Below are 22,597 nucleotides of genomic sequence, written 5' to 3' on the forward strand. Positions count from 1 at the left end.
TATATATACAGTTTATCACAATCGAAGAAAGAGGTCGTGTTTCATGCGCTATAAAGATCCATATGGACTAAACGTAGATTTAGAATATAAAGAAGCGAACGATATACAAAAAGCTAAACATGTACTTGGAATTCCTATATACAAGAATAATTATATTATGACTCATCATAAAATCAGAGGAATAGAATTTCCTGGTGGAAAAGTGGAGCAAAATGAAACAAATAAAGAAGCAATAGTAAGAGAATTATATGAAGAAACAGGTGCAATCCCTAAAGAAGTAACGTTTATTGCTTCATATACAGTGCATGATGAGAAACCATTCGATAAAGACGTATATTTTATTAAAGTTGATTCGATGGAGGTAAAAAGTGAGTATTTTGAAACATATGGCCCGATTATTGTTCAAAATATAGATGATGTACCTGAACAAAAAAAGAGTTTTTTATTAAAAGATAAAGCGATATTAAAGTGTGTTGAAAGGGTGTATAAACTTGGATTTCTTCAGTAGAAAAAGAATGCCTGTTTTCCTTTTAGATCACGTGACAGAAGAAGTGATTTATATTGTAGATCGACTTAAAGTTAGAGGGTTGCTAATGACACCTCATAAAAACGTTGAAAGAATCGTTGTTTATTTACGAGGTGGTAAAGGACAAGTTGGTAGAGTAAGGCCAGCAAGAATGTCTCAATTTAAAAATAAAAATACATTAGTATTCGCTCCTTATTATCGAGGAAGTAACGGAAGCGAAGGAAGAGATCATTTTTGTGGAGACGATTTAAATGATGTAATTGTTGGTATCAATATATTAAAAGAAAAATACCCGCAAATACCTGTTCATATTATAGGTTTTTCTAGAGGCGGTATACAAGGCTTACTTACGTATCAAACAGTTAAAGCAACAAGTTATATAATTTGGGGCGGAGTAACTGATTTACTTATGATGTATGAAGAGAGAATTGATTTACGAGGAATGTTAAAAAGGATGGTTGGACATCCTAAAAAGCAATATGAAGAATATGAACGTAGAAATGCTTTGAAAAACATTAATCAAGATAGCCCGCCAATTTTAATTGTTCATGGTGATAAAGATAAACAAGTTAATATCAATATGGCGTACCATTTAGAAGAACATTTAAAAGAACATAATGTAGAATATAGCACGATTTATGAACAAGGAGAAGGGCATGTATTTAGACCTGAAAAAGAAAAACAGACACTCATTCAAATTCATAATTGGATGGATAAATGTGAAAACAAAAACCCTTAAAGTTGAATTTCAGTTCAACTTTAAGGGTTTTTTTATACATGGGGTTAATTTTAACGATTAAAAGTAAATCCGCCTTCTGCTTGAATGTGTTCTGAAGTTTCTCCAAATTTACAGAAGTTTTCTTTGAAATCTGAAGCAAGTTGTTTAGCTTTTTCATCATATGCTTCTGCTGATACCCATGTATTACGTGGGTATAATATTTCTGATGGTACTCCTGAAACGTGTTTAGGAATATTTAGACCAAAAATATCATCTTTAACAAATTCAGAATTTTTGATTTCTCCACTTATTGCACGACGAATCATTGAGCGTGTATGTTTTAAGTCCATTCTAGAACCTACACCATACTCTCCACCAGTCCAGCCAGTGTTCACTAAGTAAACATCTACATCATGTTCGTCAATTAATTTACCAAGTAATTCTGCATATTCTGTCGCATGTAATGGTAAGAATGGAGAGCCGAAACAAGTTGAGAATACAGGTTGTGGACTCGTTACGCCTCTTTCTGTTCCTGCTAATTTAGATGTAAATCCACTTAAGAAGTGATACATCGCTTGTGATTTATCTAATTTTGAAATTGGAGGTAATACACCAAATGCATCTGCTGTTAAGAAGATGATTGTATTTGGATGACCTGCAATTGATGGTGTTACAATATTATCTATAAAATCGATAGGGTATGCTGCTCTAGTATTTTCAGTTAATGAAGTGTCGTTGTAATCAACTGATCCACAAGATTTAACACCTACATTTTCTAATACTGTACCATATCGAATTGCATCATAAATTTGTGGTTCTTTTTCTCGACTAAGGCTTACTGTTTTAGCGTAACAGCCTCCTTCGATATTGAAGACTCCATTCTCATTCCAACCGTGTTCGTCGTCTCCGATAAGTTTTCTATTTGGATCAGCAGATAAAGTTGTTTTACCTGTTCCAGATAGACCGAAGAATAAAGCGACATCTTTGTTATAACCAACATTAGCTGAGCAATGCATGCTCATAATGCCTTTTTTAGGTAACAAGTAGTTCATAACTGAGAATATACCTTTTTTCATTTCACCAGCATATTCAGTACCACCAATTAATATAACGCGATGTTTGAATGAAGTGATAATAAATGTTTCAGAGTTTGTGCCGTCCTTTTCTGGATTTGCTTTAAATCCAGGTGCACTGATAACAGTAAAGTTAGGATTAATATTAAGTGCATCTTCTTTAGTTTCAGGACGTATAAACATATTTTGAGCAAATAGATTATGCCAAGGTAACTCATTAATCACACGTAAATCTAAGCGTGATGATTCATCTGCACCAGCATATCCATTGAAGACATAAAGTTGTGATTTTTGGTTTAAATAGTCAATAACTTGATCATATAAATTTAAGAAGCTATTTTCTGAGATAGGTTGATTGATTGTTCCCCAATCAATATCTTGTTCTGTATCTGCTTCTTTTACAATAAATTTATCTTTAGGTGAACGTCCGGTATATTTCCCTGTTTCCATTCTAATAGCACCAGATTCAGTTAATACCCCTTCACCAGATTCTAGAATATGACTATATAATTCAGTTCTAGAGAGTTGTTTGTGTGTAGTTTCCTTATTAAGAAGGTTAGAAAGTTCGATTGATTCTGTAATTGACTGTATTGCCATAAATGACGACCCCCATGTCTTATATTAGTGTTGTAAGCATTTTCATGGAATTAGTATAACACATTAAAATATATAGTCTATACTAATAGGAAAATTTATTTTAAAAATTTATGACAATTGAATTATATTTCGTTGCATTGACATAATCAGAAAACTCTAGTATTATCGTCTTTGACGGATTCTCTTATCCTGAGTGGTGGAGGGACATGGACCCAATGAAACCCAGCAACCTCTTTCTATTTGAAAGAAAGGTGCCAAACCGTTTGCAGACCAATATTGTCTGAACGATAAGAGCGAATGGACGAGTGTGCCTTCTCTCTATTTTTATTGAGAGAGGGCACTTTTTATTTGCGCAGAGAAAGAGACCGTACAACATTATTTAAAGGAGATTTTTTATGTTAAAGAATAGAAGACTCTTCACATCTGAATCAGTAACAGAAGGGCATCCAGATAAGATTGCGGATCAAATTTCTGACGCAATTTTGGACGAATTATTAAAAGGTGACCCTAAAGCTAGAGTCGCTTGCGAAACAACAGTAACAACAGGTATGGCTTTAATTGCAGGTGAAATTTCAACTTCAACATATGTTGATATACCTAAAGTAGTAAGACAAACTGTAAAAGATATAGGATATACGAGAGCAAAATATGGCTATGATTTTCAAACAATGGCAATTTTAACTGCAATTGATGAACAATCTCCAGATATAGCGCAAGGTGTAGATTGTGCGTTAGAAGATAGAGATGACTTAACAGATAGAGAAATTGAGTCTATTGGTGCAGGAGACCAAGGGCTTATGTTCGGATATGCAACAAATGAAACAGAAACTTATATGCCGTTACCAGGTTATTTAGCACATCAATTAGCTAAACGATTAACAGATGTTCGTAAAGAAGGCACTTTAGATTATTTACGTCCAGATGGTAAGACACAAGTAACAGTTGAATATGACGAGAATGATAAACCTGTAAGAGTTGATACAATTGTTATTTCTTCACAACATCATGAAAAAATTGAACTAGAAAAAATACAACAAGATATTAAAGATCATGTTATTTACCCAATCGTTCCTAAAGAATTATTAGATGATGAAACTAAATTCTTTATTAATCCAACAGGTAGATTTGTAATTGGTGGACCACAAGGTGATGCAGGATTAACTGGAAGAAAAATTATCGTAGATACATACGGTGGTTATGCTAGACATGGCGGTGGATGTTTCAGTGGGAAAGATCCAACTAAAGTGGATAGATCAGGAGCTTATGCAGCGCGTTATGTAGCTAAAAATATTGTCGCTAGTGGACTTGCAGACAAATGTGAAGTTCAGTTAGCATATGCAATAGGCGTGGCTCAGCCAGTTTCAATATCAATAGAAACATTTGGAACTGGTAAAGTTGAAGAAACAACTTTAGTAGAAAAAATTAGAGAAGTATTTGACTTAAGACCTGCAGGCATTATACAAATGCTGAATTTAAGACAACCTATTTATAAAAAAACTGCAGCATATGGACATTTTGGAAGAACAGATGTTCAATTACCTTGGGAAGAATTAGATAAAGTAGACTTATTAAAAGATTTACTTAAATAAACTAAAAAGCACTGTATAAAAAATTACCTTTTTATACAGTGCTTTTTTAATTTCTGCAAACATTGGACTTTGCTTATAGGTTTTGTACATGTTATTTAAAGTGTTTTTATTGGAAATTAAATTAATTTACTATTAAAGTGAGGAATAACTATTCAAATGTACGAAGTATTAAAAAATATAATGGGATAATTAATATATTTTATGATAAATACTGAATTAATTTGAATTTTTTACTATAATAGAAGTAATACTTATGAAAGGGAGCGATCTGCAATTATGAGTCAATTAGAACCGATTCATTATGGATTAATCGCAGCAGTTGTTATTGCGATATTATTTATTATATTATTCTTTGTTTCGTTAAAACAAAAGAAAAAATCTTTGACTAAGATTCAAGAATCTCATAAACAACAAAACGAGTCGCTAAAATCTGAGCACAAAGAGAAGTTAGATCATGAAAGAGTAGAGAATAAAAAGGTTCTAACTAAACAAAAAGAATCACATCAACAAGAAATTTCACAAAAAGAAAGAGAAATTGACTCATTAAAGTTATTTTCCAAGAATGAAGGGGAATATATAACTGATAGACATTTATTAGAATTAAGAGATCAACTTGTAAATGAACGTAGAATTAGACCTGAAGATATGCATATAATGGCTAATATATTTTTACCTAAAGATCCTTTAGGCAAAGTAAGACAAATAGACCATTTAGTATTAACTAGAACAGGCATTTATGTTATTGACTCAAATTTAGTAAGTGGTCACATCTATCACGGTATTACAGAACAGCAGTTTAATGATTTTCCAGTATTAGGACAAGTTTTTGGAACTTTGGATTTAAATCCAAATAAAGAACAAACGTTATTACTAGAAAAACAATCAAATAATAAAACTGCAGCATTTCATTCATATACTGATGAAGTTAAAGAAGTTGATGGTACAACAGAAGAATTACAACGACAACTGGAACTTAAATATACACCAACACCAATCATATACTTCCATCCTAATGAAGTGAGTGAAGCTACTATAAGTAATTACTCACAAGATCCTAACATTAAAGTGTTAGTAGGAGAAAAACAACTACAACATTTCTTTAATAAATTTGTCTTCCATGGTAGATTCCAATATAGTGTGGAAGACCTTGAAAGAATTATGGATGAAATTGAAAAGTTTAATCCTTAGAAACAAAGCGCTGCATATTATGTAGCGCTATTTTTATATAAAAAAGGTGGAATATAAAATGGGAAATGAAGAATTTGATGTTAAGAATCCGGCAACTGGTGAAGTGATTGAAACGCTAAAAAATAATAGTGAAGATGAAATTAATGAAAAAATTAAACGTTCACATGAAGTATTCCAAGATTATAAGAAGAAACCTGCCCACGATAGAAGTGCTTTATTGTATAAATGGTATGAATTGATTTTAAAAAACATAGATGAAATTGCTTTAACTATGACTAAGGAAAGTGGAAAGCCTTTAAAAGAATCTAAAGGTGAGGTTAAATATGCGACTGATTATATATTATGGTTTGCTGAAGAAGCAAAACGTACTTATGGTAGAACAATACCAGAACATGTAGATAATAAGAGATTAATTGTAACGAGAGCGCCTGTTGGAGTCGTCGCTAGTATAACTCCTTGGAATTTCCCAGCAGCAATGATGACTAGAAAGGCAGCTCCGGCATTAGCAGCAGGATGTACATTTATATGTAAACCTGCACAGGATACGCCACTTACGACTATGAAATTAGTTGATTTAGCTCATGAAGCTGGTTTTGAAAAAGATGTAATTCAATATGTAAATGGAACAGGTAAAGATATAGGGAAAATATTTACTAAGCATCCATTGATTTCAAAAATAACATACACTGGATCTACACCAGTTGGTAAGCAATTAATGGAACAATCGAGTTCTACACTTAAAAAAGTGACTTTAGAACTAGGAGGTCACGCGCCACTTATAGTCCATGAAGATGCAGACATTGATAAAGCAGTTAAAGGAACAATTGCTTCAAAATTTAGAAATGCGGGTCAAACTTGTGTCTGTGCAAATAGAATTTATGTTCATGAATCCATTAAAGATTCATTTGAAGAGTCATTAAGATCAGAAGTAAGTAAATTAAAAGTAGGTAATGGCCAAGATGAATCTACAGATATTGGACCGGTTATTAATGCAGATGGATTTGAAAAAATAAAATCTCATATAGACGATGCAACAAGTAAAGGTGCACGAATCGTAACAGGAGGAGATAGCTATAGAGATGGTGGTTATTATATAACACCTACAGTACTTGCAGATGTAACTGACGATATGCAAATTATGGTTGAGGAAACATTTGGACCGGTAGCACCAATTACAACATATAAAGAAATTGATGAAGTTATTCAAAAAGCTAACGATACGCCATTTGGACTTGCAGCATATTTCTTTACAGAGAACTATAGTATTGGTATACAATTGTATGAGAACTTAGATTATGGTGTAATTGGATGGAATGATGGTGGCCCAAGTGCTGCTCATATACCATTCGGAGGCATGAAAGAAAGTGGCTTTGGACGAGAAGGCGGTTCTGAAGGTATAGAACCTTACCTTGAGACTAAAGTCGTTTCAATATTAATCTAAGTATTTAAGGAAACCAGGAGGCAATATAATGACACAGAAATTAGTTGAGTTTTATAACGGTAATAGCATACCAGCGCTAGGATTAGGTACATTTAGAGTGGAAAATAATGATGAATGTCGAGAAGCTGTTAAACATGCAATAATTAGTGGCTATAAACATATTGATACTGCACAAACTTATCAAAACGAAGAAAAAGTAGGTCAAGGTATTAAAGAAGGTTTAGAGGAAGCTGGTTTAAACAGAGAAGATTTGTTTATCACAACTAAACTTTGGATGTCAGATTATGGTAGAGAAAATGTACAATCAGCATATGAAGCTTCATTAAAGAGATTAGGTTTAGATTATGTTGATTTATATTTAATCCATTGGCCAGGTCAAGATAAAGCTTTGATTTCTGAAACATGGAAAGCCATGGAAGATCTATATAATGAAGGGAAAATTAAAAATATAGGTGTAAGTAATTTCCATGTCAATCATTTAGAAGAATTGTTGCAAGAAGCTTCTATAAAACCAGTGATTAATCAAATCGAATGTCACCCTTATTTAATTCAAAAAGATTTGAGAACATACTTAGAAGCTCAAAAAATTGTAGCACAATCATGGTCTCCATTAATGAATGGGCAAATATTAGAAGATGAAGTTGTTAAAGAAATAGCAAATGAATTAGGTAAAACACCTGCACAAGTCATTATAAGATGGAATATTGATGAGAATATCGTTGTTATACCAAAATCAGTGACACCATCTCGAATAGAAGAAAATTTAAATGTATTTGATTTTGAATTATCAGATAGCCAATTATCAAGATTAAATGCTTTAAATAAAGATGAAAGAATTGGTCCAGACCCAGAATCTTTCACAGGTAAATAAAATAAATCAGAGCTTAGGATATATTTGTCCTAGAAAATTTTATAAGAGCAGAAATTCAATTTTAACAATGAATTTCTGCTCTTATTTTTTATGAAAATCATATTGGGAAATTTAGACTTTGTTGATATTTATTTATGCGCATGCTTACACTTCTTTCGACTTGTGTGAATATAGATACCCTTAGTTACACTTCTTTCGACTTGTGTGACTATGGACATCTTTGCTAACACTTCTACTGACTTGTGTTAACATAGGCATCCTTATTTACACTTCTTTCCACTTATGTGACTATGGATATCCTTGCTTACACTTTTCTCAACTTATGTAAATATAGACACTTAAGATTAATTGCCTTTGACATAAATGTCCTAGCATTTTAATGATAATCATTTAGCTAACTCTTAGAAAAACCTGTTTTCTATATAAAATAAATATTTGCAACGATTTTGTAAGTGCGGACGCCTGAGGGAATAGTATGAGTGAGAGACTACAGGCTCGAGCCATACCCCTAGGCAAGCATGTACGTACAAAATCGTAAGATTGTATAAAAAGGTAGGCAAGCATGCACGAACAAAATCGTAAGATTGTATTTAAATATGATAGCCTAAATAACAAGAACCAATCGAAAGTATAATTGTTAATAATAAATAGATTATAAGCTTTTTATATGATTTTAATAAATATTGTTCATAAATTTCTAAAATATGTGTTGAAAAAGTAGTGAATCCTCCACAAAATCCTAACGCAATTATTGCATAACTTAATGAGCTTGAATTTAAATACTGTGCAACAAAACCTATCATTAAACTACCAAGAATGTTAACGACTAAAGTTGCTATAGGAAATGAATAGGCAAAATATTTAGTAAGCGTAACATTAACAAACTGTCTACATACTGCGCCAATACCTGAACTTATCATAATGTATATAAGTGTCATGAATGTTTTGATCCTTTCTTATAACCTAGTGCTATAAAGATAAATCCAAGTAATATGCTAGTGATTAAATATAGACTGGCCAATAGAAAATGACCATTTTCTAATAAAACGACAGTATCTAAACTGAGTGAAGAATATGTAGTGAAAGCACCAATAAATCCAGTTGTTATCATTTTTTTGATATTTGGATGTGCTTTAAAATAATTTATAAAGTAAGTTGAACAAATACCCATTAGAAAAGCACCGATTACATTTATAAGTAGAGTTGAGAAAGGGAATGTAGTATTTGAAATGACCAATGATGCTAAATACCTTAAACCTCCACCAAAAGCACCGCCTATAAATATAGCTAAATAATTCATATAAACCTCCTCATTAAAAAAAGAGAAACATAATGTTTCTCTTAAATTATTCCAAAGAATTTAATTATAACGACAATGTGATAAATAATGACGATGAATAGAACAATTGGTAATAGTTTATTTAATTTAGAAATTGTTTTGTGTTCATCAGTTTGATGCTTTATTGACTTATCAGTAGTAATAACTGCAATAAGTATCAAAATACCGTTTAAAATACTACTTATTAACACAAGTGAAACTAAGGATCCAAACATTGTTTCAATAAGTGGATTCTGCGCACTTAAAAATAAGCTTATAATTATGAGTACAACTGATATATATAAATAGCGTTTAGCTTTATCCATGATGCCCTCCAAAAATTCCATATAATCGTCAATATTAACATACAAGTTATTTTATTGCATCTAATAATTGCATTACTTCTTGAAAATCATCCATCTTTTTACAGTGACTAGGGATAATGAAAAACGGTGGCTCCATCTCTTTTTTTAAATCTATTAACTTAGAGTGAGTTTCAATGAAAAGTTCACCGTTATAAGCATTACGCAATAATCTTTTAGTTGGTAAAACATTTTTTTCAATATTTGAGCGACACCAAGCAGCATCACTACACATAAAAATAATTAAATTTGAAAACTCCAGCATTAATCCGAACTGTCCTGGCATTGCACCTGGTAGATTGTAACTAACAATTGCATCTTGATTAAATACTTTATAACCTTTGCCTAAAATAGGATGTTCAGTCTGTACAAAGTCTTCTATAAATTCAATGCGTTCTTTAAAATCATCAGGCATTACGTGAAAACTTAATTGAAGATTATTATTAGATACTTGTTGAGTAATGAAGTCATGGTAAGCTTCGTTTGAAGTAATGATAGTAGCATTTTTAAAAGCATTTAAATAGCCAATATGGTGGCTAGCAAAGTTAGTAATTATGCAATAATCTATTTCATCAGGGTGCACATGATCCTTTAATAATTGACTAGGCAAGGTTTCGAATATTTTGTAGTCTTGTCTATGAAAAAGCTTTAAAGTTTTTAAGTCTGTACTTGGTTTAACATGTTCAGAAAAGCCAGTATTTATTAATATTTTAAAATCATTTATCTCTAAATAATATGAGAAGATATAGTACCGTTCAACTAGACTTTTATTACTACTATTGATGACTGCTTCGTCACCTAAAAAGGATCCAGTTGTATATAGCTTGAAGTGTTTAATAGTTTCTAAGTTCTCAGCCATCAAAATACACCACCTAAGTAATTGGTTTTATATTACTTACAATTATTTTTAAATTTATATTTATGGTAATTATGACATAAAACGACTTAAAAAACATTTATAATAACTCAAGAAATGTTATTTAAATCAAATAACTTAGTAAGCGATTGCAAAATGTGGTACGATAAATTCACATAAGTTAGAAAGGAATGAATTTCATGAGTAATCTTAAAGTAGAGGTATTTGCAGATGGTGCAGACATCGAGGAAATGAAGCAAGCGTATAAGAATAAAGAAGTAGACGGTTTTACAACTAATCCTAGTTTAATGAAAAAAGCTGGCGTTACAGATTATAAAACATTTGCTGAAGAAGTAGTTAAAGCAATTCCAGATGCTTCAATATCATTTGAAGTATTTGCAGATGATATAGAAACAATGGCTAAAGAAGCTGAAATATTAAAACAATATGGTGAAAATGTATTCGTTAAAATCCCAGTTGTAAATACTCAAGGTGAATCAATGATTCCACTCATTAAACAGCTTTCTGAAAATAACGTAAAAGTAAACGTAACAGCTGTTTATACAATAGAGCAAGTAAAAGAAATAGTAGATGTAATCAAACCAGGTGTTGAAACGTACGTATCAGTATTTGCTGGTAGAATTGCAGACACAGGTGTAGATCCATTACCATTAATGAAAGAATCAGAAAAAGTTTGTCACAGTAAAGAAGGCGTTAAATTGCTATGGGCTAGTTGTAGAGAATTATTCAATGTAGTCCAAGCTGATGAAATCGGTGTAGATATCATCACTTGTCCAAAAGACGTAGTAGCAAAAGTACCAAACATTGGTAGAGATGTTAATGAATTATCAGTGGATACTGTAAAAGGATTCGCTAAAGATATTAAAGCAAGTGGATTAAGCATTCTTTAATCAAGAGATTTAAAAGCAAGTCACTTTTAGTGGCTTGTTTTTTTATTTTTGATTTTTTAAAATAGGTATACCTAAAACATAAATAAGCAAAATAATTTATATTATTTTACTATAACTAATTCATTACTTTGTATTAAATTTTGTTATATAATCAAACTTCAGTGAAAAAATGGAGTGTTGAATATGGCTAACAATTTGAGAATTGCACAAAGAGGGGCATATATAAGTTTAGTAACATATATAATTTTATCAATTTTAAAATACTTTGTAGGTACAACTTATAATTCATCAGCATTAAGAGCGGATAGTTTAAATAATTTAACAGATATTTTTGTTTCAGTTGCAGTTATTATAGGTTTGAAAATTTCAATCAAGCCTGCAGATAAAAACCATCCTTATGGACATATGAAAACTGAAAACATTACAACGTTAATCGTATCATTCATCATCATGTTCGTAGGTATTGAAGTTATATCTACTAATATCCCTAAAATAATACAGGGTGATTATAGTGAGCCAAGTACATTAACAATTTGGGTAAGTATGTTGAGTGGTGTTATTATGTTTTGCGTATATTTGTTTAACTCAAAATTATCTAAAAAAACAAAAAGTACTTCATTAAATTCTGCTGCTAAAGATAATTTATCAGATGCAATAGTCAGTATTGGAACAGGAATAGGGCTAATATTTACTCAATTTGGATTTCCAATAGTCGATGTAATTTTAGCAGTTATACTAGGAGCCATTATTGTTTATACAGGTTTTACAATATTCAAAGAATCTATTTTTACGTTAAGCGACGGCTTTCATGAACAAGATTTAAATAATTATATAGAAGAAATTGAAGATATCCCAGGTGTAATTGGTATTCCATCCATAAAAGGAAGATATCATGGGAATAGTGTATTTTTAGATGTAACAATCGTTGTAGATAAAAATTTAACACTCGATGAAGCCCATGATATATGTGATTTAGTCGAAAATCAATTGCGTGAAGCAGGTGTTTATTCTTCATATGTACATGCTGAACCAAATTTGTAAAATAATATATTTGTAATTTAATTTCATTTTAATATAAATAAGTATGATAATATAAAAGTATTGGTATTGAAAATATCTAAAGGGGATGTTATTCATGCAAATACTAGGTAAAGGCTTTGAAAATGATCATCATTATTTTCATGTGATAACAGATCAAAATCATTTAATTAAAGTACGTGTTCCAGATGATATGGACGATAATGATTTGAAAAATTTGTTAGAAGCGGTATGTAGTGATTATGATGAAAGTAATAACTAAAACTAATCTTCATTTAATGATGATTTTTAAATCCATAAAATGAATGCCTACAAAGTTTGAGCTTTGTAGGCATTTTCTATATTTAATTTCTTATTTTTGAGAAATTTTCTTTTGCTTTTTCCAGATAAAGTATTCAACAATACCGACGACTATTAGTGACGCTCCAAATAAAGGCATTATGATTCCTAAAACTATTAAAAACACTATTAGACCATATGGTATGCTGCCTTTCAATTGTGGTGGTGCACTGAATGAGCTGGCATTTTTTCGTTTCATCCATGTCAGGAATCCAAATATAATTCCTGCAATAAATGTTAGACATACTATTAAATTAATAATTTTATTAGCAGTACCAAATAAATGTCCTTCATGTAATGGTATACCAAAGCTAAACCATTTGCCGACGATTCCATAATCTTCGTAGTCTACTTGACCTAAGCGTTTTCCAGAGTATTGATCGAAGTATGCTGTTGTTTCTTCTTTAGGTGCAACGTCTAAACCAGTCACTCCAGTATTACTGCTTTTAGAAACTGTAAACACACCTTTATCATCTGCTGGATACACGATTGAAAATGGTTTTTTTACTTTAGCATTTTCAGCTTGCGATATAATACTTTCAAGACTTTGCTGTCCTTCTGCTCCTATTACACTGCTAGTTGCTCCATGATGATCTGCATGTGGATCTTTTTTTGATGATGGTTTTTCTTTATTTCTTGTTGCCCAAGGTAGTTCATTATCTTCAGATTCAGGTGGCGTAGCTTTTAACGCTGAATAACCTAATTTAGGATGTTCTTCAGCAAACTGATTTATCTGTTTCCCCATAAATGCTGACCAAGGTAATCCTGTTAAGACGATGATAAAAATAGGAATAGCTATAATCAATCCTATTATGGCATGTATTCGTCTATTAAATAGAAATGAAGTTTTCTTTTTTGTTTTTTTCAATACGTTAGATTTAAAAGTTAAATACACGCCGGATATAATCATGAATATTGTCCAACATGCTGCTAACTCTACTAAGTAATTTACAAAACTTCCTCCAACCATAAGTGAACTATGTGTTTCTCTTAACACATTAGAATATGTAAATTTTGCATTTTGATTAGCAACTCTTTGGTTATGTTCATCTAAGAATATGTATCTTGATTCACCATCTTCATTTCCAATAGTTACTCTATTATTATATGGCTCGTCCATAATACTTATTTTTTGTATTTCATAGCCTTTGTATACATCTCTTATCTCTTGTATAGCATCATCTAATGATTGATGTCCTTTAGTATGACTATCTGAAAAGAACTCATCTTGGTAAATATTATTTTCTACATTTGTATAAAATAAATAACCAATACCTGTAAGAGAGAGTGTTAATAATAATGGTGTAATAAAGAAAGCAGCGTAAAAATGTAATCTTCTTATAGGACTAAAAATTTTATGCATAATTTAAACCTCAATTTCAAATTAATAATGTAACAATTTAAAGGTATAATTTTTTATATTGAATTACAATAAGATATATAAGTTAATTATGAACCTTTGGTGAAAATAGGATAAATATGTAATAAATGACTTGAAAATGTAATATTAAAATACTCAAAAAATTCAGTATAAAATGTTAAAATTGATGAAACAGGATGAGGTGAGTGAGTATGTTAAGTAATTTAAAATTATACAACGATAAAAAAGATCGTAAACAAATAATTAAACAATTCTATAATGGTTTGAATCAAGAAAATTTCCATGAAGCTGTAACAAGTTTAGAAGAGAGAAAACATAAAGTTTTCCCACATGGTGCAGTATATTTTAAAAATGATTTACCCACAGAAAAACAAAACGAACTAAACTTAAGCAAATCAGATGGTTTGTTTATAATTGATAATGATGGAACTCAAGAGGCTGCAATAATTCCATTACAAGTCATAGTGCAATTTCTTGCTTCAAATAGAGAGCAAATAGCGAAAGATAAAGCGCTTAGTCTAATCCAATTAGAAAATATTATCGATCGTTTAGAATTGACACTTAAATCAGAAGAATTATAATTATTATAAAAGGCTGGACAATTTAATCGTCTCAGCCTCTTTATTTTTTAGAACGGAGTGAAGAATATGTACGAAGCAATTATATTTGATTTTGACGGCACAATTATAGATACAGAAATAAACTTATTTAACACTTTAAATAAACATATTATTAATAAAAATAACGAACCAATAAGTTTAGAAGAATACAAAAGTTCTATAGGTTCTGTTTCTAAAGAATTAGATAATAAAATCCTAAATGCACTAGGTTCTGAGTTAGCTTTAGAAGAAATGTTTAAAGATCATTATGAAGGAACAAAATCACTATCTATGAAACCAGTTGTTAAAGACTTGATTGAATATGGACATAAAAACCATTTGAAAATGGGGATAGCAACAAGTAGTTATAAAGAACATATTATGCCAAACGTTTTAAGGTTAGAATTAGATGAATATATTGATGTTGTAAAAGGGCGTGAAGATGTTGCATTTGTAAAACCAAATCCAGAACTATATATTCAAGCAGCACATGATCTTCAAGTTAAACCAAATAAATGCTTAGCAATTGAAGATACAACAAATGGGGCACAAGCGGCTATTGATGCTGGTATGGATGTGATTGTCATTACACATGAAATAACAGAAGATTTGAATTTTGATGATTTAAAGATATTAAATAAAGATATAGAAGCAAAAGAAATTATAGACCTCTATTTATAGAAAGCATACTGTTGTCTAAATGTATGAGGTGTCATATTTCGATGCTTTTTAAATAATTTTGTAAAATGAGCTTGATCACAGAAACCATAATCAATTGCGATATGTGCAATTGATTTTTGTGGATTATTAAGTAATTCAACTGAAGCCTCAAATAGTCTAACAATCATAAAGTCTTTGTGATAGCAACAATGAATATTTTTAGGTTTTAATTTTTGTTCTGTTAAATCCATAACTTCATTTATACTTTTTGACAAAATATTTAATATCGTAATAATACTAAATGAAATTTGAGTGTTTAAACTTGAGGCATTAAAAGGTGATTGTTGAGCTAAAAGGTGTAGATGTTTTTTTGTTGTAGCGTCATTTTTTAAATAAGATAGTTTAGAATAATCTATTGATAATAAACGAGGGTAAATATTATTTGCCAACGTTAAAATCAGAAAATAATTTAATGTGAGAATAATTACAGAACCAGATAAAGCATTGATATAACTATATTCATCAAAAGGTACGATACAACAAAAACCTTTTTTTAAATGAGATATTTTGTTTAATGAGTGATAGAACACTTGAATTTCTCCATCTGTTACGTAAATTATTGATAAATGCTCATAATTATAAATATATATATCCTCATTATGAATTTGATTCACTTCAAATGTAAACATTATATAATTCCCTTCATAGTCTGATTTCTAAAAATTTAACAACGCTTACTTTATTTAATGTTATAATTATAATATTAATGACTTTTTAGAGGTGTACAATGAATAATGAACAATACAAATCCATAGTTTATAAAAAATTATGGTTTATAAATAAAAAAGAAAAAAATATAGCTAAAGAAAAGTTAAATGTTAATGGAGAAGAACGTTTACTTGAAAAGTATGGTAAACCTAGTAAGTTTGTAAATCATTTTGTAGAAGATGAAATAATAGAAAAAGCATCACCACCAAGTAGCTTTTATAAAGTATTCACTTTAGGTGGATTGCTATTTGGCAACGTACTTATGGCAGGTATTCTCATTACTGCTGCATTGTTAGTGTTAGGGACATTTACTTTATACTTTACTAAACCAATAAGTACTGCACTGACTTTGCAATTACTATATCTTGTAATTGGTATCATTTTATTTTTCATTGGATACAAAGGAATTAAATGGGTTAATGCTTATTTTACAAGGCGTTTACTTATAGCTAGAAGGTTTAAAGATTTAATGTAGATTAACTAGGGGGTGTCGTAGATGAGCTTGTTATATTTTGATGAATGGCGTGATACACGTGCTACGATTAGGTATATAGCACAAATAATGGGGAAATGTTGTTTAGCTGTAAAAGAACCTGAACCGTTATATAAACACGTGATGTTAACCGTTAATCAAGTAGGGTTATCTACAAGCGTATTAAAAAAAGATGGGCATGAGTTTGAAATCAATTTAGACTTATTAGATCAGCTATTAATCATTATAATAGATGGAAAAGAAGAATCTATTATTTTAGAATCTGGACAAACTATTAAAGAATATTACGATTTTGTATTTGATACACTGTCTGACAACGGAATAAATATTAAAATTAATACGAAACCATATAATATTCCTTATGAAAAAACATTGGATCAGGATGATAAAGAACGCGTATTTAATCCTAAAACAGCATATCATGCATTAAGACTTATGCAACAAGCTCAGTATGACCATTACCAATTTTTACATTCAAGAAATATTAAAGATGTTAAAACAGGGTTGTTTTGGGATAAATTTGATATCACGTCTATATTTTATATAGAAGGTAATCAAGATTATACAGTTTCTTTATGCTATTATTTTGGAGATAAATATAGAGAATCTCCTTATTATATTATAAAGATTAATCCATTTAAGCAAGATAAAATTAACTTAAAACAAGTAGAGCCTTCTTATGCAGAATATAATGGTAAAGATGGTAGCTTCTTAATATATGAAGAAGATTTACAAAGCATCATAAGAAGAGATGAAGTGTTACTTACTTTCTTTAACAGTGCATATCAAGCATTGTTATCAGGTGTAAGCAGTAAACTAACACATAACGAACAATAAAAAGCAGCCAGACAATGAAACATTCATTATCTGGCTGTTTTTTGTATATAAATTTATTGCTTGAATATGTGATGTTTTTGATATTGTATGAGCCGTAATGATTCTCCCATTTTCTTAGTTATGGTATGAAAATCATGCTTTATAATTTTTGAGGTGTCATTATTAAATAAGAGTCTTGTATAACATTTGTACGCTTCAATATTAGTAATATGCTTACTATTTATCATCATATAATTAATATGATTTTTAGCGCTCGTTGGAAAAAGAACAAAATCTTGAGATGCATAAATCATAACAGGGATGAGTTTTGAAATTTTGAGTATATGTTTTGCATATTGTTCTCTTGATTTCATATTCGCACCCTCAATTTTTAATGCATCGTTTAAAAGTAAATGAATAGAAAGATTCGTATTTAAAATTGAATGATCTATATATTCGATTTGGTATTTATATTTAGGATTTTTTGAGTGTTGAATGACTGTCATATTTGGGTTGATATTCATCATTGTTAAGTCACCTCTATTAGTGATAATACTAATAATGGAAAGTTATTGATTGTATTGTGATGACATATCATTGTACCTAAAATAAAAAATGACATTTCAACTTATTTCTAGCGTTCTTTCTATAATACTTGATTGTCGATTCACTTTTATTGAAATGAATTGCAATCTCTTGAGTTGAAAATCCTTGTAACGTTAGTTTAAACCACAATAGTTCCTCTGGTGATAAAATTTCAAGCATGCTATACATTTCACAATTATAATGTTCAACAAAACTTTGATCTAACATCATATCATGAGAAGTAGGTATGAAGCGGTTCATTTCTTTGCTGTTTTTTCTTATACAATCAATTAAATAGAACTTTAATTTAGTATAGATATATTTATCCATCGTATTTGTTTTTGATTTATCAAACGTTTTTAATAAATCCCATAGCTTTATAAGCAAGAGTTGGAAATAATCATCATAGCAATATTTTATATTGTAACGGTGTAGTAAATGATGAATCATTTTTTCGTATTTTAAGTAATAAGAGTTAAAGTTATAATCTTCCATGTTGTCCTTTGCAGTGGGCATGCACACAGATTTATTTCCGGATAAAAGTATTGTAAATTAAAATAAAATAGCTTTAAAATTTGTAATTAGTGAAATAATTAAAGTAAATTAGCATTAGTTGAAAAAGATATAATTAATATCATAAAAAATGCACATTAAAGTGAAGAATTCATTAAAAAAATAGGTGAGAAATAAAGATTTAAAAGATTTACAATTACCTTATAAACGTGTATATTTGGATATATATGGACATATGTTTTATTGGGGGCAAAGATTAGGAGGCTCATCATATGGATTACGAACATCTAAATTTAGAACATTTTTTTGCACGAAATAATGAATTGAATAATATAAGAGATAATGCTGATTTTGTTATGATTAATAACGTGAATAGATTTATGAATTATAGAAACGGCGAAGAAGAGGGAACAATTAATCTTAGTCATTACAACTATAAAAATAGATCAGCAGCAATGTCATTTATATTTATGGATTACACACCTTATAAATAAGCAAACATACTTTCATAGAATGTTTGCTTTTTTTTTTGAAATATAATAGTAATTAAAATGTAACATATTTATTTTTGAATATTATAGTCTAATCCTATAGAATATAGAGAGTGAACTTTTTAAAATTGTAAAAATTAGGTAATAGATTATGATTAAGTATAGGTTCACAAATTTTTGAGGTGAAACGATGAAAAATGCCAGGCTAGAAACAATTAAAAATGTAGTTGTATTATTATTAGTCTTATCAATTATTGTTGGCCTGTTTTATTATTTGATTTCAGATCATTTGAAGTTTTATGAAGTAGATAAACAAGAAGATAATGTAGAAGTACCATTAACTTTAAGTAAAGCAGTAAATAAACAATATAAAAATGATACTAAAATGCAAGTAGCAACAGAGTCAGGCAATTGGAAAAATGCTTCGAGAAGTGAAATTCATGAAGTAATGAATGTTGAAGAAATACTAAATGATGAAAAGCAAGTTTACCAATTCTTGAATTTATCTGAATATCAAGGTATTGAAGAAAAAAGAATCCATCATATGCTAAGAGAACAAGAAGTACTTGAAAAGTATACAACTGAATTTCTAAAAGCAGCTAAAAAAGAGCATGTGAACGAAGTGTATTTAATATCTCATGCTATTTTAGAAACTGGGAATCATCACAGTGAATTAGCGAATGGTGTATTACTTACAGATAAAGGTAAAGTCACGAAGTCTAAAGAAAAATCTGATGGCAAAAAATATTATAATTTTTATGGTGTAGGTGCATTAGATAATGATCCAATAGGTACTGGTGCAAGGTATGCTAAAAAACGAGATTGGGATACTCCGCAAAAAGCTATTTCAGGTGGAGCTAAGTTCATTCATGACCATTATTTATCCAATCCAGACCAGAATACATTATATAGCATGAGATGGAATCCTAAAAAACCAGGTGTACATCAATATGCAACAGATATAAAATGGGCACAAAGTAATGCGCGTATCATATCAGATTTTTATGAAGAACTTAAGACAGAAGGAAAGTATTATATTGTATATAAATACAAAGATACAGACAAATCCTTGTCAGTAAAATCATTAGACGAAAAGCTAGATAAACAAGAAGAACAAAAAAATAAATAAAGCGTGCTTAGGAGATAAATCCTAACTCAAAATAAATAAGTATATCACTTAACTGATCGTTTCAGTTTTACAGTGATATGCTTATTTTTTATATTACGATTTTGTACGTGCATGCTTGCCTAGGGGTATGGCTCGAGCCTGTAGTCTCTCACCCATACCATTCCCTCGGGCGTCACAACTATACAAAATCGTTGGTAATATCTATTTAAATACGCATTCTTTCTCGGCGGTTAAGCTTATAAGAGGTTCGTTAAAAGCAATTCTAAGTAAAATTGCTGATAAGAGGTTCGTTAAAAGCAATTCTAAGTAAAATTGCTGATAAGGGGTGCGTTAAAAGCAGATCTAGGCAAAATTGCTGATAAGGGGTGCGTTAAAAGCAGTTCCATGTAAAATTGCTGATAATGTGTTCATTAAAAGCAGTTCCATGTAAAATTGCTGATAAGGGGTGCGTTAAAAGCAGTTCCATGTAAAATTGCTGATAAGAGGTTCGTTAAAAGCAATTCTAAGTAAAATTGCTGATAAGGGGTGCGTTAAAAGCAGTTCTATGTAAAATTGCTGATAAGAGGTTCGTTAAAAGCAATTCTAGTGAAGTAAAAAAGACCAACAAAGTCTGAACTTTGTTGGTCTTTTTACTATATCAAATTAACTTATGAAGCTTGGTTTGAACTACTTGATGATGACGAGCTTGAAGAACCGCCTTGTAAATCTTCTATTTTCTTAGCGTCTTTAGCTTCATCTGGAATTTTAATTTCTTTAACTTCATTTATTTTGTCATAAGTGACGTTTGTTTCCATATTTGCTGTTTCGTCATCTTTAGTTAATTTTGCATCTAATTTATATGAATCAATTTCGTTATCTTTATTTACTTTCAATACTGCTTTACCAGATACTTTATCAACTTCAGATTCGAATTGTTTAAGTTGGTCTTTGTTACCTGAAGCATTTGCTAGCTTAGTAAAATCTTCTTTGTTTTTGATGTCATATGTAAGTTCATAGCCATCGTCAACTTTTTTAGCTTTAGAATCTTTGAAGGAATTTAATGTTTTAGCGTATTTTTCATAATTAAGTTGTTCTAATGAGCTATCTATATTCATGTCTTCTACTTGAGAAGATAGGTCTACCCATTGGTCATCAACTTTTGCGATCATTTTTTTACCTTGAACGTAAATTGTCATTTTTTGACCAGCTTGATCCATTGCTAATTTAGCTGTTTCTTTTTCATCAACATCCATGCCGACTTTAACAGTTTGACTTTCTTGGTCTTTAGCAGATACTTTAATTTCATTATCTGTGTGATAACTTTTTACGTCTTTAGCATTGCTTTGTAAGTCTTTAACTACTTGACTTGAACTTTTTTTCTCTTCTTTTTTCTCTGATTTAGTATCAGAATCTGAACTATCAGATCCATTACCACAAGCCGCTAATATTAATGATGAAGATAAAAATAAACTACCTAATACTCTGAATTTCATACTAATTCCTCCTTTATATTTTAAACAATATTAACATTAACCAAATATTAATAGCAAAGATTTATATAATTACTTTTGCTATTAATAAATTTATTTAAGTTTTTTCTTAGGTGAAAGTATGAAAATAACAATTGTAGCAGTAATTACTTTAAATAAAAATTTCATTTTTTATCACTCCGAAAGTGTTTGAGGTTGTGGTCCTTTTTGCCTTCTCTTAGTTGGATCTAGTCTTTTCTCGATATAACCTAATAATAAATCACTTAGTACAGCTAATAAAGCAGTTGGTATTGCACCTGCAAGAATAAGTGAAGTACCATCAGTAGCATTAGTTCCTCTGATTATGATATCACCAAGTGTTGATGATCCAATAAACGAACCAATTGCTGTAACACCAATTGCGATAACGAATGCAATTCTAATTCCACCAATCATTACTGATAATGAGAGTGGAAGTTCAACCATTGTCAAAATTTGTTTAGAAGTCATTCCCATTCCTTTACCTGCATCTTTAATACCTGAATCTACATTTTTAATACCTGTATAAGTATTTTTAATAATTGGAAGCAGGGCATATAAGAAGACTGTCATAACAACAGTGTTAGCACCAAGTCCCATAACAAGCATTAAAATTGCTAGAAGTGCAAGTGCTGGCATAGTTTGAATGATGTTAGCTATGGAAATAATGAAACCTGACAATTTGGAATATCTAGCAATAAAAATTCCAATTGGTATACCTACTATAACCGCAAATAGCACACCATAAACAGAAATGAGTAAATGATCTAGAAATAGTTGAAATATATATCCGCCATTTGTTGCATAATAATCTACTAATTGTGACCATATATTTCCTTCAGCCATTA

General features: G+C 30.2%; 26 protein-coding genes and 1 riboswitch. Of the genes, 15 read left to right on the forward strand and 11 right to left on the reverse strand.

All coding sequences use genetic code 11. From position 1 onward, the window contains the following. Nucleotides 1-43 precede the first annotated feature (43 nt). Both ytkD and LQ609_RS08615 read left to right on the forward strand, forming a co-directional pair. A complete protein-coding gene (gene ytkD / locus LQ609_RS08610; protein ID WP_078357602.1) occupies nt 44-508 on the forward strand; it encodes an RNA deprotection pyrophosphohydrolase in 465 nt (154 codons plus the stop codon). Next, complete coding sequence (locus tag LQ609_RS08615; RefSeq protein WP_198644269.1) at nt 492-1,265, forward strand: alpha/beta hydrolase family protein; 774 nt, start codon at nt 492-494, stop codon at nt 1,263-1,265. The genes ytkD and LQ609_RS08615 overlap by 17 nt, the downstream gene beginning before the upstream one ends. A gap of 50 nt (nt 1,266-1,315) precedes the next feature. Here LQ609_RS08615 and pckA read toward each other — a convergent pair whose 3' ends face one another. Continuing rightward, complete coding sequence (gene pckA / locus LQ609_RS08620) at nt 1,316-2,914, reverse strand: phosphoenolpyruvate carboxykinase (ATP) (RefSeq protein WP_107509866.1); 1,599 nt, start codon at nt 2,912-2,914, stop codon at nt 1,316-1,318. A 181-nt stretch (nt 2,915-3,095) separates the two neighbouring features. Further along, nucleotides 3,096-3,208, forward strand: a riboswitch (SAM riboswitch). Between the two features lie 101 nt (nt 3,209-3,309). On the opposite strand from pckA, the gene metK reads away from it, so the two are divergent. The 4 genes from metK to LQ609_RS08640 all read left to right on the forward strand — a co-directional run bounded on the left by metK (nt 3,310) and on the right by LQ609_RS08640 (nt 8,003). Next, nucleotides 3,310-4,503, forward strand: a complete 1,194-nt coding sequence (metK, locus tag LQ609_RS08625; protein WP_078357600.1) for a methionine adenosyltransferase — start codon at nt 3,310-3,312, stop codon at nt 4,501-4,503. A gap of 276 nt (nt 4,504-4,779) precedes the next feature. Next, on the forward strand, nt 4,780-5,691 hold the full coding sequence (locus LQ609_RS08630; RefSeq protein WP_078357599.1) for a nuclease-related domain-containing protein: 912 nt from the start codon (nt 4,780-4,782) through the stop codon (nt 5,689-5,691). A gap of 58 nt (nt 5,692-5,749) precedes the next feature. Next, entirely contained in the window at nt 5,750-7,132 is a 1,383-nt protein-coding gene (locus tag LQ609_RS08635; protein ID WP_078357598.1) for an NAD-dependent succinate-semialdehyde dehydrogenase, read from the forward strand. Between the two features lie 28 nt (nt 7,133-7,160). Further along, nucleotides 7,161-8,003 (forward strand): aldo/keto reductase, encoded by an 843-nt coding sequence (locus LQ609_RS08640; protein WP_107510191.1) that lies wholly within the window; start codon nt 7,161-7,163, stop codon nt 8,001-8,003. A 590-nt stretch (nt 8,004-8,593) separates the two neighbouring features. Here the strand turns inward: LQ609_RS08640 and LQ609_RS08645 are convergent. The 4 genes from LQ609_RS08645 to LQ609_RS08660 are packed head-to-tail and all read right to left on the reverse strand — an operon-like array spanning nt 8,594 to nt 10,542. Continuing rightward, nucleotides 8,594-8,941 carry a fluoride efflux transporter FluC gene (locus LQ609_RS08645; RefSeq protein WP_078357596.1) on the reverse strand — a complete coding sequence of 116 codons (348 nt, stop codon included), beginning with the start codon at nt 8,939-8,941 and terminating at the stop codon, nt 8,594-8,596. Further along, nucleotides 8,938-9,303 carry a fluoride efflux transporter CrcB gene (crcB, locus tag LQ609_RS08650; protein WP_239734589.1) on the reverse strand — a complete coding sequence of 122 codons (366 nt, stop codon included), beginning with the start codon at nt 9,301-9,303 and terminating at the stop codon, nt 8,938-8,940. Before crcB ends, LQ609_RS08645 begins: the two co-directional genes overlap by 4 nt. Nucleotides 9,304-9,344: 41 nt before the next feature. After that, on the reverse strand, nt 9,345-9,647 hold the full coding sequence (locus tag LQ609_RS08655) for a hypothetical protein (protein ID WP_119634354.1): 303 nt from the start codon (nt 9,645-9,647) through the stop codon (nt 9,345-9,347). 46 nt (nt 9,648-9,693) lie between these two features. Then, nucleotides 9,694-10,542 (reverse strand): MBL fold metallo-hydrolase, encoded by an 849-nt coding sequence (locus tag LQ609_RS08660; protein ID WP_078357593.1) that lies wholly within the window; start codon nt 10,540-10,542, stop codon nt 9,694-9,696. 197 nt (nt 10,543-10,739) lie between these two features. On the opposite strand from LQ609_RS08660, the gene LQ609_RS08665 reads away from it, so the two are divergent. The 3 genes from LQ609_RS08665 to LQ609_RS08675 all read left to right on the forward strand — a co-directional run bounded on the left by LQ609_RS08665 (nt 10,740) and on the right by LQ609_RS08675 (nt 12,750). Continuing rightward, the gene (locus tag LQ609_RS08665) at nt 10,740-11,450 is read left to right on the forward strand and encodes a transaldolase (RefSeq protein ID WP_107510163.1); all 711 of its coding nucleotides are present in this window, start codon (nt 10,740-10,742) and stop codon (nt 11,448-11,450) included. Nucleotides 11,451-11,627: 177 nt separating this feature from the next. Then, nucleotides 11,628-12,491, forward strand: coding sequence for a cation diffusion facilitator family transporter (locus tag LQ609_RS08670; RefSeq protein WP_078357591.1), 864 nt, complete (start codon nt 11,628-11,630; stop codon nt 12,489-12,491). 94 nt (nt 12,492-12,585) lie between these two features. Further along, nucleotides 12,586-12,750, forward strand: a complete 165-nt coding sequence (locus tag LQ609_RS08675; RefSeq protein ID WP_170167665.1) for a hypothetical protein — start codon at nt 12,586-12,588, stop codon at nt 12,748-12,750. A 90-nt stretch (nt 12,751-12,840) separates the two neighbouring features. Here the strand turns inward: LQ609_RS08675 and LQ609_RS08680 are convergent, their stop codons facing one another. Then, a complete protein-coding gene (locus LQ609_RS08680; protein ID WP_239734590.1) occupies nt 12,841-14,190 on the reverse strand; it encodes a PepSY-associated TM helix domain-containing protein in 1,350 nt (449 codons plus the stop codon). Between the two features lie 209 nt (nt 14,191-14,399). On the opposite strand from LQ609_RS08680, the gene LQ609_RS08685 reads away from it, so the two are divergent. Together LQ609_RS08685 and LQ609_RS08690 are read left to right on the forward strand one after the other, a co-directional pair. Continuing rightward, complete coding sequence (locus LQ609_RS08685) at nt 14,400-14,789, forward strand: hypothetical protein (protein WP_198644275.1); 390 nt, start codon at nt 14,400-14,402, stop codon at nt 14,787-14,789. A gap of 66 nt (nt 14,790-14,855) precedes the next feature. Continuing rightward, entirely contained in the window at nt 14,856-15,488 is a 633-nt protein-coding gene (locus LQ609_RS08690) for an HAD-IA family hydrolase (RefSeq protein WP_078357589.1), read from the forward strand. Here LQ609_RS08690 and LQ609_RS08695 read toward each other — a convergent pair. Continuing rightward, a complete protein-coding gene (locus LQ609_RS08695) occupies nt 15,479-16,156 on the reverse strand; it encodes a helix-turn-helix domain-containing protein (RefSeq protein ID WP_239734591.1) in 678 nt (225 codons plus the stop codon). The two genes, LQ609_RS08690 and LQ609_RS08695, sit on opposite strands and share 10 nt — an antisense overlap. Before the next feature lie 98 nt (nt 16,157-16,254). On the opposite strand from LQ609_RS08695, the gene LQ609_RS08700 reads away from it, so the two are divergent. Next, entirely contained in the window at nt 16,255-16,710 is a 456-nt protein-coding gene (locus tag LQ609_RS08700) for a hypothetical protein (RefSeq protein ID WP_078357587.1), read from the forward strand. A 21-nt stretch (nt 16,711-16,731) separates the two neighbouring features. Further along, nucleotides 16,732-17,565, forward strand: a complete 834-nt coding sequence (locus LQ609_RS08705; protein WP_078357586.1) for a DUF5996 family protein — start codon at nt 16,732-16,734, stop codon at nt 17,563-17,565. 53 nt (nt 17,566-17,618) lie between these two features. Here the strand turns inward: LQ609_RS08705 and LQ609_RS08710 are convergent, their stop codons facing one another. Further along, nucleotides 17,619-18,071: a competence protein ComK gene (locus LQ609_RS08710; protein ID WP_237687658.1), complete on the reverse strand. Its 453-nt coding sequence runs from the start codon at nt 18,069-18,071 to the stop codon at nt 17,619-17,621. A 76-nt stretch (nt 18,072-18,147) separates the two neighbouring features. Next, nucleotides 18,148-18,645, reverse strand: a complete 498-nt coding sequence (locus LQ609_RS08715; RefSeq protein WP_239734592.1) for a sigma-70 family RNA polymerase sigma factor — start codon at nt 18,643-18,645, stop codon at nt 18,148-18,150. A 269-nt stretch (nt 18,646-18,914) separates the two neighbouring features. On the opposite strand from LQ609_RS08715, the gene LQ609_RS08720 reads away from it, so the two are divergent. Beyond that, nucleotides 18,915-19,136: a hypothetical protein gene (locus LQ609_RS08720; RefSeq protein WP_017000846.1), complete on the forward strand. Its 222-nt coding sequence runs from the start codon at nt 18,915-18,917 to the stop codon at nt 19,134-19,136. 187 nt (nt 19,137-19,323) lie between these two features. After that, nucleotides 19,324-20,262 carry a peptidoglycan release complex glucosaminidase SagB gene (sagB, locus tag LQ609_RS08725; RefSeq protein WP_078357584.1) on the forward strand — a complete coding sequence of 313 codons (939 nt, stop codon included), beginning with the start codon at nt 19,324-19,326 and terminating at the stop codon, nt 20,260-20,262. Between the two features lie 647 nt (nt 20,263-20,909). Here the strand turns inward: sagB and LQ609_RS08730 are convergent. Then, nucleotides 20,910-21,734: a DUF6612 family protein gene (locus tag LQ609_RS08730; RefSeq protein WP_078357583.1), complete on the reverse strand. Its 825-nt coding sequence runs from the start codon at nt 21,732-21,734 to the stop codon at nt 20,910-20,912. 171 nt (nt 21,735-21,905) lie between these two features. Continuing rightward, the gene (locus LQ609_RS08735; RefSeq protein ID WP_239734593.1) at nt 21,906-22,595 is read right to left on the reverse strand and encodes an ABC transporter permease; all 690 of its coding nucleotides are present in this window, start codon (nt 22,593-22,595) and stop codon (nt 21,906-21,908) included. Between the last annotated feature and the right edge of the window lie 2 nt (nt 22,596-22,597).

Source organism: Mammaliicoccus sp. G-M28, assembly GCF_022386595.1.
Classification (GTDB): Bacteria; Bacillota; Bacilli; order Staphylococcales; family Staphylococcaceae; genus Mammaliicoccus; species Mammaliicoccus fleurettii.